This is a genomic window from Bacillus sp. JJ1127 (assembly GCF_036965845.1).
Taxonomy (GTDB): Bacteria; Bacillota; Bacilli; order Bacillales; family Bacillaceae_G; genus Bacillus_A.
The window spans coordinates 1-12,399 of the sequence record NZ_JBALQK010000240.1; the positions used below are offsets into that span (position 1 = coordinate 1).

9 protein-coding genes and 1 pseudogene are annotated in these 12,399 nt (G+C 39.1%); 3 read left to right on the forward strand and 7 right to left on the reverse strand.

What is annotated here, in order from left to right; genetic code table 11:
• Positions 1-31: 31 nt before the first annotated feature.
• Positions 32-784 carry an ABC transporter ATP-binding protein gene (locus V7183_RS21025; protein ID WP_335360715.1) on the forward strand — a complete coding sequence of 251 codons (753 nt, stop codon included), beginning with the start codon at positions 32-34 and terminating at the stop codon, positions 782-784.
• Entirely contained in the window at positions 781-2,739 is a 1,959-nt protein-coding gene (locus V7183_RS21030) for an ABC transporter permease (RefSeq protein ID WP_097898996.1), read from the forward strand. Before V7183_RS21025 ends, V7183_RS21030 begins: the two co-directional genes overlap by 4 nt.
• Positions 2,740-2,923: 184 nt before the next feature.
• On the opposite strand, the pseudogene V7183_RS26025 reads toward V7183_RS21030, so the two are convergent.
• The 7 genes and pseudogenes from V7183_RS26025 to V7183_RS21065 all read right to left on the reverse strand — a co-directional run.
• A pseudogene (locus tag V7183_RS26025) lies at positions 2,924-3,037 on the reverse strand (YjcZ family sporulation protein); the annotation flags it as partial.
• A gap of 230 nt (positions 3,038-3,267) precedes the next feature.
• Positions 3,268-4,374, reverse strand: coding sequence for an o-succinylbenzoate synthase (gene menC, locus V7183_RS21040; RefSeq protein WP_097898994.1), 1,107 nt, complete (start codon positions 4,372-4,374; stop codon positions 3,268-3,270).
• Entirely contained in the window at positions 4,375-5,820 is a 1,446-nt protein-coding gene (locus tag V7183_RS21045) for an o-succinylbenzoate--CoA ligase (protein ID WP_335360716.1), read from the reverse strand. It abuts the gene before it with no gap.
• 194 nt (positions 5,821-6,014) lie between these two features.
• On the reverse strand, positions 6,015-6,833 hold the full coding sequence (gene menB / locus V7183_RS21050; protein ID WP_097898991.1) for a 1,4-dihydroxy-2-naphthoyl-CoA synthase: 819 nt from the start codon (positions 6,831-6,833) through the stop codon (positions 6,015-6,017).
• Between the two features lie 83 nt (positions 6,834-6,916).
• Positions 6,917-7,729, reverse strand: coding sequence for a 2-succinyl-6-hydroxy-2,4-cyclohexadiene-1-carboxylate synthase (gene menH, locus V7183_RS21055; protein WP_335360717.1), 813 nt, complete (start codon positions 7,727-7,729; stop codon positions 6,917-6,919).
• Entirely contained in the window at positions 7,726-9,480 is a 1,755-nt protein-coding gene (gene menD / locus V7183_RS21060) for a 2-succinyl-5-enolpyruvyl-6-hydroxy-3-cyclohexene-1-carboxylic-acid synthase (protein WP_335360718.1), read from the reverse strand. Before menD ends, menH begins: the two co-directional genes overlap by 4 nt.
• Positions 9,477-10,871 (reverse strand): isochorismate synthase, encoded by a 1,395-nt coding sequence (locus V7183_RS21065; protein WP_335360719.1) that lies wholly within the window; start codon positions 10,869-10,871, stop codon positions 9,477-9,479. Before V7183_RS21065 ends, menD begins: the two co-directional genes overlap by 4 nt.
• Before the next feature lie 192 nt (positions 10,872-11,063).
• On the opposite strand from V7183_RS21065, the gene V7183_RS21070 reads away from it, so the two are divergent.
• Positions 11,064-12,017 carry a 1,4-dihydroxy-2-naphthoate polyprenyltransferase gene (locus tag V7183_RS21070; RefSeq protein WP_097898987.1) on the forward strand — a complete coding sequence of 318 codons (954 nt, stop codon included), beginning with the start codon at positions 11,064-11,066 and terminating at the stop codon, positions 12,015-12,017.
• The last annotated feature ends 382 nt before the right edge of the window (positions 12,018-12,399 follow it).

Below are 12,399 nucleotides of genomic sequence, written 5' to 3' on the forward strand. Positions count from 1 at the left end.
AAAATGGATTTATATAGAAAGGTGATTCTTTATGGAAGAAGTCTTACACATTAAAAATGTCTCTAAAGTGTATGAGGGCAAAGTCCCTCATACCGCTTTAAAAAATATTAATTTACATGTAGATAAAGGAGAATTTGTCGCAATTATGGGACCTTCAGGAAGCGGGAAATCCACTTTCTTAAATGTAATTTCGACCATTGATTCTCCCACTGCGGGCGAAGTTTTTATTAATGGAAAACAGCCGCACACATTCCGCAGGGAAAAACTAGCCGTTTTCCGTCGCCAAGAATTAGGATTTGTCTTTCAAAACTTTAATCTACTAGATACATTAACAATTGGAGAAAATATTGTACTCCCATTAACATTAGATAATGTTCCATTAAAAGAAATGGATACGAGATTAGATATTATTTCAAAGAAACTTGGAATTGATCACATTTTAGATAAACGAATTTTTGAGGTTTCTGGCGGTCAAGCGCAGCGTACAGCCGTTGCACGCGCTGTTGTTCATAACCCATCTCTCTTGCTCGCTGATGAACCGACAGGAAATTTAGATTCTAAAGCAGCAATCGATGTCATGGAGCTATTTACAAAACTAAATAAAGAAGAACAAGCAACCATCTTAATGGTAACGCATGATCCATTTGCTGCTAGCTATTGCAATCGTGTTATTTTTATTAAAGATGGTGAGCTTTACAATGAACTACACCGCGGATTACATCGTGAAAAATTCTATCAAGAAATATTAGATGTATTAGCACTACTAGGGGGAAGACGCAGATGACGTTTTGGCAGTTTGCATTTAAAAACGTAACGCGAAACTCAAGGGCTTATTTTGCCTATTTTGTGAGCAGTGCGTTTTCTATTGCCATTTTCTTTTCGTTTGCAGTGTATTTATTTCATCCTAAATTAAAAAACAACGGCTTAAATCATGCTCTTGACATCTTAATGACAATTTCCGAAGTTGTAATCGTAATCTTTTCATTGTTCTTTTTACTATATTCTATCGGTACTTTTTTAAAAGTACGAAAAAAACAGTTTGGGATTTTAACAGTATTAGGTATATCTCAAAAACAATTAAAACGCCTCGTATTTATGGAAAATATGTTAATTGGTATTCTATCTATTTTTGTAGGCATTCAATTTGGACTTGTGTTTTCACAATTCTTTTTATTAGTTACTGCGAAAATCACTCATGTACCAGGACTATATTTATATTGGCCAACAGGGGCTATCATTTTAACAATAACCATCTTTCTTGGACTCTTTATCTTTGTATCATCTTTTACGCCTATGCTCATTCGAACAAGAAAGGCTGTACGCCTTTTAAAAGAAGGAAATGTCAAACAAAAAGAAAAAAAACCATCTATACTCATTTCCTTGTTTGGTGCTGTATGCTTGCTATCCGGATATACATTAGCAGGGAATCCGAAATTTTTCATATCACTAGGGGATGTAATAGCCGTTCTATACGTTCTCTTTAGTATTTTCTTGATTCCATCACTTGTAGCAGTTGGAACGTACTTTTTCTTTTCTCAAATTAGTTTTTTACTCATTCGGATCTTAAAAAAGAGACGGAAATTTTATATGAAACGAATTAATATGCTCTGGATTTCAGATTTAGCAAGTCGCATTCGGACAAACATTAATATGCTCTTTATTGTGGCAATGTTATCCACTCTTGCATTTACAATGATTACCTTTTTATATGGATTTGGGAAATTCACAAAATTTGATGTTGCACAGGAAAACCCATTCCCATTTACCTATCTCTCACACGATGAGAACACATTAGCTGCTGAGCATATAGACTGGTTAGAGCAGCGGTTAACCGAGGAACAATTTACATATCAACAGTTCAAAGTAGACTTATACGAAGTATCAGGGGCAGAACAAAATTCATCTCCGTATTATGTCATCAAACAAAGCGACTATAATACACTTGCTACTGCGTTACAACGAGAAAATCTCTTTGTAAATAAAAATGAAACTTATGTATTTCTAGGACATTTAAATCAAGGTTTCTTTGGTACAATTGATGAGAATTCAAAACAAAAAACAATTACACTTATGCAAAATTCACTACAATTACAAGTAAAAGGTTACAAAAATTATAGCGTTACACCATTTCGTTTAGTACCACAATTAATTGTACTATCTGATCAGGACGTATCTGCATTCCCAGCTAACACGAAACATATGACGCTGCACAGTTTTCAAGTTCAGAATTGGGAAAAGGCGCATGTAATCGGGGCAAAGTTTATGGAAAAAATCAGCAATGAAAGTAAAGAGTTTCAATCCGAACATCCTGCATTTCATGCTGCTGAAGCAAGCGATTCACTCTATCAAACAAAACTAGGTGTTGCTTCATTCTTCTTAATTGGAACGTTCCTTGGTGTCATTTTCTTCATTGGTGCTGGAAGTGTCCTTTACTTCCGTATGTATACGGATTTAACAAATGAGCAAGAAAAATATATTACGATTACAAAAATCGGTTTAACGGAATCTGAAATGAAGCGATCCGCTACCATTCAGCTCGCAATCTTATTCTTCGTTCCGTACATTATGGCTTCCATTCATACGATGTTTGCCACAAAAATGTTACAGGGCGTCCTAGGACTATCGTTATTTGCTGAAATTACAGTAGTTCTTACGATTTTTGGGACAGTTGAAATTCTCTTTTTCTTATTAATCCGTTCGCTATATATGCAAAAGCTATCGCAGCATATTAAGCTTTAAGAAATAGAAGGGTGATCTTTTTTTATGGAAGAACTATTACACATTAAAAAATTATCGCAACACATCAAACTATGAATAAAATAGCCTTATGCGTCGTGCACAAGGCTATTTTCAATAGTTTTTGTTAGCAGCAACCGCCAAAGCCACCGCCATATCCACCATAGCCATAACCGCCGCCGTAACCGCAACCACCGCCGAAGCAGGCAGCACCGATGATAATCAGTAGGATAAACAATACAATTAGAAGCGCAAAGCCGCCTCCGCCAAAGCCATGATGGTCATGGTGGTCATGTCTAATATCACAATTTTCACTCATTATCCTATTCCTCCTTTAGTATCATTCGTAACAAGATCTTAATCTTGCTCTAAATGAGGGGATTCAATTTATATTATGTTTTACGGGCAAATCGGCAGCTTGTTTTTCCAAAAAACAGGCTTGTTTCCTTTAGAAGGCCACAATGTAGTGAAGAAAAGGGATAGACGATAGAAAAAAGAGGATGTGAATTCACATCCTCTTTTTCTATCCGCTCATCTCCCGCATACAATACGCTGCTTTGTTATTTCTCCTAATCTTTCTCGGTCTACTTTATACCCAAATCCAACTTCTTTCGAGACAATTACCTTTCCGCCTTGTAGCGTTACCTCTGGTGAAATAATATCTCGCTCCCAATGCCTGCTAGAAGCTGAAATATCACCTGGAATCGTAAAATTCGGAAGCGATGCTAACGCAATATTTTGCGCGCGTGAAATTCCCATCTCAACCATGCCGCCGCACCAAACAGGAATACCATGTTCCTTACAATAATCATGAATTTGAATCGACTCGGTCAATCCCCCAACTCTTCCCGGTTTAATATTCACAATACGGCAACTTCCAAGTGTAATTGCTACCCTTGCATCCTCTAAGCTATGAATACTCTCATCTAAGCAAATCGGTGTCTCTATTTGTTTTTGTAACTCGGCGTGATCAAGAAAATCATTATCTGCTAAAGGTTGCTCAATCATCATTAACTGAAACTCATCTAACCTCTTTAATTGCTCAGTATCCGCTAACGTATACGCTGAGTTTGCATCGGCCATTAACGGGACCTTTGGAAAGGCATTTCGAATTTCCTTCAGCAGTTCATAATCAAGGCCTGGTTTTATTTTCACTTTAAAACGGCCATATCCTTCTTTTGCATACATTTCAATTCGCTTTAACATATTAGAAATAGTATCTATTCCAATTACAACGCCGACTTCAATTTCTGGTTGTGTTCCCCCAAGTAAAGCCGCTAATGATTGATTTTCATGTTTCGCATACAAATCCCATACAGCACCTTCTATTCCCGCCTTTGCCATACGATTCCGTTTTATATGTTGAAAAAGATTAGGAATTTCACTCGGATGTGTAATCTCTGCTTTCAATAAATTTGGCAATAAAAAATCTTGAAGCATATGAAGTGCCGTTGTTACGGTTTCTTCTGTATACCACGGCTCTGAGAAAGCAACAACTTCTCCAAAACCGGTATATCCGCCCGTATCTTCTAGTTCAATAACGATACTTTCACGTGTTTCATATGTTCCGTAACTTGCTGCAAAAGGAATCACAAGCGGCATTTCCGTTACATAAAGCGTTGCCTTTTTGATTTTCATCTACATTTCCTCCAGTAGCTGCCTTAGTTCCCGTCTTAACAATTTTTTCGAAGCATTTCGTGGTAACTCAGGTAAGAAATGCACTTCCTTTGGTACTTTATACTTTGCTAATTTTTCTTCACAAAAATGAATGATTTCTTCCTCTGTTACATAGTCTGCTCGTACAATAAACGCGGCTGGCATTTGTCCCCACTGTTCATCTATTTTTCCAACAACACCAGCTTCCGCCACTTTAGGATGCGCAAGCAGTACTTCCTCAATTTGCGCTGGATAAATGTTTTCTCCTCCCGAAATAATTAAATCACTGCGCCGATCTAATACATATAAGAACCCTTCTTCATCCAAATATCCAAGGTCTCCAGTATGCAGCCAACCATTCTGTATTGTTTCACGCGTTGCTTCTTCACGCTTAAAGTAACCATGTGTCACATTCGGACCTTTTACAACAATTTCCCCTTCAACATGAGGTGCTGCTACCATGCCATCCTTCTCAATTCGAAGCTGACATGAGAAAAGTGGTTTACCCGCTGAACCGACTTTCGTTAACATGTAATCAGCTGATAGCGTACAAATTTGAGAAGCAGTTTCCGTCATTCCGTATGTTTGGTACACAGGAATTCCTTTTCTCACACATGCTTCTAATAGAGGCTTCGGTGCTGGTCCCCCGCCTAATAACATGCAGCGTAAAGAGTTAGGATAAGTTCCCTCTCCAAGTCTCTCTAATAAGTCTGTCAACATCTTAGAAACGACCGATATAATTGTTACCCCTCGTGTTTTTATTGCCTCATGAATGAAATCAGGATCATATTTCGGAACGAGTAAAATGCGCATACCGTACATAATATTTTTCATTAACAGAGATAACCCGCCTACATGAAACATCGGCATGCATGCTAACCAACAATCATCATCACGAAGCCCTAAGTTCAATGATGATCCAACTGCACTCGCCCAGTGATTACCGTATGTTAAAATAACACCTTTCGGCTTTCCTGTTGTTCCTGACGTATAAATAATTGTCATCGCTTCTTCTAAAGAGAACTCCTCTTGAACAACTGCAGTTTGCTTCGGTCCGTTCACTACCTCTTCAAATGCATATACTGGTACTTGCTCCGTTTCAAATTGTTGATCTGTTACTAAGCAAATAACTTCAGCATCTTCCATTTGCCAAAGTAGCTCTTCTCTTGAAAGACGTGTATTCAGAAGTACAGCTACCGCTCCTATATAAGATAAAGCGTGAATGACTGTGATCATCTGGATGCCATTTTTCATCAGAACAGCTACTTTTTGCCCTTTCTTCACCTGTAAGTGTGAAAGGTGTTCACAAACAGATACTACTTTTTCATGCAGCTCTAAAAAAAGAATTGTCTCCTCTTTCGTTTCAATCGCAGTGCGCTCTGGTGTTAAAAAAGCACGTTGCATTAACCAATTGGGCATCGTCTCCATTACACATTCTCCTTTCATGAAAGAAAGAGACTTGATGTAGAATCAAGTCTCTTGTTCTTTGCTTCCGCTTTTAATTTATCTAGCTACAGCGGCTAAAATGTTCGGTGGCTTCGCTTCTTCCTGCGAGGCAAACTGCGCCTCTTCGTCAGAAGCTCCATCCCCCTCCTATTCTGAACGAGCTGCTTCCGCTTTTATCACGGGAAACGAGGGAATTGTCCGAAGTCTGGACGACGTTTTTCTTTGAATGCGTCGCGGCCTTCTTTTGCTTCATCAGTTGTGTAGTACAATAACGTCGCGTCTCCTGCTAGTTGCTGGATGCCAGCTAAACCATCTGTATCTGCGTTAAATGCAGCTTTTAAGAAACGAAGTGCCATTGGGCTGTTTGCTAAGATTTCTTCTGCCCATTGTACTGTTTCTGCTTCAAGCTCTTCTAATGATACAACTGTGTTTACTAAGCCCATATCAAGTGCTTCTTGTGCACTGTATTGACGGCATAGGTACCAAATTTCACGAGCTTTCTTATGACCTACCATACGAGCTAAATAGCCAGCTCCATATCCGCCGTCAAAGCTACCTACTTTAGGACCAGTTTGTCCGAATACAGCGTTGTCAGCTGCAATTGTTAAGTCACATACGATATGAAGTACGTGTCCTCCACCAATTGCATAACCTGCTACCATTGCGATAACTGGTTTAGGGATTGCGCGAATTAAACGTTGTAAGTCTAGTACGTTTAAGCGTGGGATTTGGTCCTCACCTACATATCCGCCATGACCGCGAACTTTTTGGTCGCCGCCAGAACAGAATGCACGTCCACCTTCACCAGTTAAAATGATAACGCCAACATTTGCATCATCACGTGCGTGTGCAAAAGCATCGATTAACTCCATTACCGTTTTAGGACGGAATGCGTTATGTACTTCAGGGCGGTTAATCGAAATCTTTGCGATACCATTGTATGTAGAATAAATAATATCTTCGTAATTGCCTTCTTTTACCCATTCAATAGCCATTACTCTTACCTCCTTTTTATTGTGCTAATGGTTGCCCACTAGCCACTCTATAAGTTCTACTCTCTTCAAGTAAGAAAAAAGTATCACTGCATAGTTTTTAGAAATCCCTTTACTATTGTATCAAACTTTTGCGGTTGTTCCACATGAATTGCATGGCCAGCCCCATCAATTTTGACAAAATTCGCGTGAGGGATGCTTTTTTGTATGTTTTTTAAGATGTGAAAGAACTTTTGATCTCTCTCTCCGTTTATTAACAAGACAGGCATTTTCAGCTCTTCAAGCCGATTCCACCATGATGGCTGCGCTCCTGTCCCCATGCCTCTGAGACTATTTGCGAGTCCTCTTGGATTATTGGCAAGTCTCTCTTTCCGCACTGCTTCTTGTATTTCTCGTGGCAACTTTTTTTGCGTTGCAAATAGCGGGATATTTTCCCAACGGTTTACAAAGGATTCCATTCCTTCTAATTCAATTCGATCTGCAAGCTGTTCATCTTTTTCACGGCGTTCTTTCTGGTCCGCCTCTTGCTTCAGTCCGGCTGTACAATTTTCTAACAGCAAAGAGCACACGCGGTTTGGATACAAACATGCCATTGTAATCGCAAGCCTTCCACCCATTGAGTATCCAAGTATATGCGCCTTTTCAATACGCAAATGATCAAGTAACGTCGTCATTTGGAGTGCTACATTTTGAATATCATACTGCGCAAGTTCCTTAGGACTTTCCGTCTTCCCATGACCAATAAGGTCGACTGCAATCACTCGAAACTGTTTGCTCCATGAAGGAATAAACGTACGCCACGTCTCCATACTACCCGTAAAACCATGAAGAAGTAGAAGCGGCTCTCCGCTTCCGACTACTTCATATTCATACGTCACACCTTGCAGCGCTACTTTCATTCCACTTCACCTTGTACGAATGTTGTAACTGTGTTTGATGTCTTTGTCCATAATTCACGATGCAGCTGCAAGTTCTCTTCTCGATTTGTACAAATTTCCACAACGTGTAAGCCTTTTTCCGCTGTTCCTTTTTGTACTTCTTTACGAAATGCTTCCCAGCCATTTACACGGGTAAATGAACCACCATACATTTTAACAACGTGTTCATAATCCAGCCCAAGCGGCGTTCCGAATAATGATTCGAAATGTTCCTTTGATTCATATTGCGGTAAGAATGAGAAAATACCGCCGCCGTCATTATTCACAACAACAATTGTTATGTTTAAATCATGTAATTTTGCTGCTAAGAGCCCATTTAAATCATGATAAAATGATAAGTCACCAATTACTAATACGAGTGGATCACAAACTGTACTTGCTCCTAATGCCGTTGAAATAATCCCGTCAATACCATTCACACCACGGTTCGCCATAACATGGACCTTTTTATCTGTTGTAAAGAAAAACGTATCTGTATCACGAATTGGCATACTGTTGCTAATAAATAACGTTGCGTCTTCTGGCAATACATGCATCATGTCTGTAATTACTTTTCCTTCAAATGCTGTTTCATATGTTTCAATTTCGCGAAGATGTGCTTTCGTTTTATCATTGATATGTTTCCACATCTTACACCAATCATTCTGTTCTCGCTTTTGCATATTCCCTATCAGTTCTTTACAAAAATCGATATCACTTGCACATACAACTTCAGTTGCTGCAAGAGCTGGATCTCTCCATTTTCCAGATTCATCTACAACGATATGAACAGCCATCTTTTGTTTCTTTATATACTGCGTTAAAGCTTTTGATACAGGCATACCGCCGAAACGAATCATAACATCTGGCTTCCATGTATCCTTTAGCAATTCATTTCGTAAAAATGTATCGTAACAATCAATTACCATTGTTTTATCATGTTGTCCAGAGCGAAGGTTTGAAAGTGGATCTGCTAAAATAGGATATCCAGTTTTCTCAGCAAACTGCGTAATCACTTCCGCAAGATCTTGATGACTATCATCTCCACAAATAATAAGCCCCTTTTCCATACTTGAAAGGCGCTCTATAAGAGAACTTCCGTATTCACTCGTCATTGTCATGTTTCCTTGATAGACTGCTCCTGTATATTCACCACGGCCCTTTTTCCATAAATTCTCTAAAGAGAAATCAGGAATGAGCGGCTCCCGAAGCGGAAAATTAATATGAACAGGCCCCTTTGGCGCAAAGCATGCACTTGCCACAGCACGCCCTGCTGTCATACGTGCATAATGATACATTGACTCTGAAGCCTCTGGAAGTGCCATCTCCATAAACTGTTTCACAAAAGAACCATATAAATTCAATTGATTCATCGCCTGCGGTGCGCCCACATCTCTTAGCTCATGCGGTCTATCCGCTGTTAATACAAGCATCGGCACTCTTGAATGAAATGCTTCACAAATGGCTGGATAATAGTTCGCTGCCGCTGTTCCTGATGTACACAAAATCGCTACAGGACGCTTCTTCGCTTTCGCAATACCAAGTGCGAAAAAAGCAGCTGATCGCTCATCTACATGCAAATACGTTTTTATTTGTTCATGTTGCTCCATTAGCAAGGCTAACGGCGTTGACCGTGACCCTGGACTAATGACAACATCATATACATTTAGACGCGCTAGTTCGTCTACAAACGCACCTAAATAATATGATAATGCTTCTATATGATTATTCATTTCATTAATTCCTCCAAAGCACCAAGCATCGGTCTAAACTTCAAACTTGTTTCTTCATATTCAAGTTGCGGCACTGAATCAATTACAATTCCGCACCCCGCAAATAAGGATGCCTTCTCACCGCTTAGTAATCCGCAGCGCAGCGCTACCGCAAATTCACCGTTCCCTTTGTCATCTATCCAGCCGATCGGTGCTCCGTACAATCCTCTATCTAATAATTCAACATCACGAATCAGCTTCATTGCTTCGAGACGAGGTGTCCCGCCAAGAGCTGGCGTTGGATGTAATTCTTCTACCATTTTTAAAAGAGATGCATCACCTTTCGCTTCAACTGGTGTATACAAATGCAGTAAATTTTTCGTTGTTAATAAACCTGGATGCTGCGGAATATTAACAGACTCACAATGCTCATTTAATACGTCCCGAATCATGTTTACTACATAGCCGTGCTCTGCTAAATTCTTTTCATCATGAAGAAGCATCGCGCCATTTTGCTTATTTTCTTCTATAGAATTACCATGACCAATCGAACCAGCAAGGCACATCGATGTAAATTTCTCGCCTTCTTTTCGGATCAATATCTCAGGTGTCGCCCCTAAGAAACATGCTCCTTTATAATCAAAAGAAAATACGTAGCAATCCGGTTGTCCGATACGGAGCGCTTCTAAAACCCGAGCGGAATCAACCTCTTGATCCATCACTAACTTTAGTTCTCTTGCTAATACAACTTTCTGTACGCTTCCTTTTCTCATTTCATCCTGCACTTTTACAATTGCATTCATCCAGCCCTTTGGATCAACTTCTACCTTAGAAGTAACCGCCAATCTCGCATCCACAAGCGGGCGCTCACTCTCTTGTAAAATCCTTTTTTCTAAAGAGACAATCTCTTCATAAATCTTCTCTGCAGAATCTTCAGCTGTAACAAATGTATTCATCGTTAACCATGCTTTTTCATTTTTTACTGTTAATAGAAAAGCTGGTAACGACAATGTTGTATCTTTAAATTCTTTCCAAAGACCCGTTTGTTCTTTTTCTGGATCGAATGAAAAACCGCCAAATAAAAGTGGGCCAGTCCCAAATTCATACTCTTCTCTTTGAACAATTGCCTTCTCCTGCACTTTACTCCACTCCGCGCGAGCATTTTGAAAGCGCTTGTCAGAAGAATTTGCTATAGTAAAAACAGAACCAGTTCCAGCAAATATGACATGCTGAGCCGGGTCTGTAAAATAACATCTATGTTCGGATGCAACCCTTCTTCCTGCTGCATAAAAAAGAAGCGGATCTACCCAATCTATTTGTTTTACAAAACTAACCAATGTTTTTTCATCAGTCGCATGTTCAATAGCTGTAACCAATACTTCTTGTAAATCTTTTTGTTTCGTCTGAATCACAAAGTCTCCCCCCTATGGGCGAAAAATAGTCATAAATACGCTTGATTTTAAGATACACCTCAAACGAAAGCCCTGTCAACGTTTAGCATTTCTGAGAAATTCACCTTCTCTTCCTAGAAAATAAACATTGACACTAAAAGATGCTTTTCCTACACTTAATTGTGTACATTACGTGACAAAGGAGGATTCAATATGGAAATGAAAGTCGAAACGAATTCCTCTCCTATGCCGCCAAAGCTAAGTAAACAAACGGGTTGGCGCATTTGGTGGAGTTTATTACGTCCTCATACATTAACAGCCGCTTTTGTTCCTGTTTTTATCGGAACAGCTTATGCAATGCAAGTAGGGGGTATTAATCAAATACATTTCCCTCTTTTCTTTATCATGCTTCTTGCTTGTCTTCTCATTCAAGCAGCAACAAACATGTTTAATGAATACTTTGATTATAAAAGAGGGTTAGATCATGAAGGTTCAGTTGGAATTGGCGGTGCAATCGTCCGTGACGGAATTCAGCCAAAAACTGTACTAAATTTAGCATTTGGATTTTTTGGTATCGCCATGCTATTAGGCGTTTATATTTGTATGAACTCTAGCTGGTGGCTTGCTGCAATCGGTCTTGTTTGTATGGCTGTTGCCTACCTTTATACAGGCGGCCCACTTCCAATTGCCTATACGCCTTTTGGAGAATTAACAGCAGGGTTGTTTATGGGTGTTATTATTATTGGTATTTCATTTTTCATTCAAACTGGAACGGTAACATCGGAAGTTGTCTTACTCTCCATTCCTAACGCAATTTTAATCGGGGCTATTTTACTTTCTAATAATATTCGTGACTTAGATGGAGACAAAGAAAACGGTCGTAACACATTAGCAATTATCGTTGGACGTGAGAATGCAGTTGGTGTCCTTGCTTCTATGTTTATCGTTTCCTATATTTGGACGATTGCATTAATCATTGTCGGAATCGTATCGCCATGGATGCTTATCGTTTTCCTAAGTGCACCGAAAGCATTTAAAGCAACAAAAGGATTTATCGGAAAAAGCATCCCGATGGAAATGGTACCTGCGATGATCGCGACAGCAAAAACAAATACAATCTTTGGATTTTTAATGGGAATTGGTTTATTACTTGGATATTTCTTATAAAAAAGGGACTGCCTGGGCAGTTCCTTTTTTATAGGCATTTTTTCAAATATATCGGTGATTCAACACAATACATCGACCATTCAATGATTTACGACATAATAGATTCCCTCTAGTTCCTTCTCATAACGTGAAACTTTCCTCAGTGGAATTTTATGGTTATATAAATTCATTTTCATTTTTCGACATCGACATCTACATCCCTACTATGCAGAATAAAAAGTAACCTACACTCGTTTGTTCTTTCTGTTTTTACTTCGCATGTGGCAGAAAAAGGCCCTGACCGCTTCTATGCATGAATAGATGCTCTCTCCCACCTAAAAAGATGGATTTTATGTCGTTTTTTTAATTGATGTATATATATTAGAAACAAAATCTTTAACGA

Excerpts from the sequence above, each read along its gene's own strand:
- menD (WP_335360718.1), bottom strand. The coding sequence starts at position 9,480 with ATGAATAATCATATAGAAGCATTATCATATTATTTAGGTGCGTTTGTA.
- V7183_RS21070 (WP_097898987.1), top strand. The coding sequence starts at position 11,064 with ATGGAAATGAAAGTCGAAACGAATTCCTCTCCTATGCCGCCAAAGCTA.
- menC (WP_097898994.1), bottom strand. The coding sequence starts at position 4,374 with ATGAAAATCAAAAAGGCAACGCTTTATGTAACGGAAATGCCGCTTGTG.
- V7183_RS21025 (WP_335360715.1), top strand. The coding sequence starts at position 32 with ATGGAAGAAGTCTTACACATTAAAAATGTCTCTAAAGTGTATGAGGGC.
- V7183_RS21045 (WP_335360716.1), bottom strand. The coding sequence starts at position 5,820 with ATGGAGACGATGCCCAATTGGTTAATGCAACGTGCTTTTTTAACACCA.
- menB (WP_097898991.1), bottom strand. The coding sequence starts at position 6,833 with ATGGCTATTGAATGGGTAAAAGAAGGCAATTACGAAGATATTATTTAT.
- menH (WP_335360717.1), bottom strand. The coding sequence starts at position 7,729 with ATGAAAGTAGCGCTGCAAGGTGTGACGTATGAATATGAAGTAGTCGGA.
- V7183_RS21030 (WP_097898996.1), top strand. The coding sequence starts at position 781 with ATGACGTTTTGGCAGTTTGCATTTAAAAACGTAACGCGAAACTCAAGG.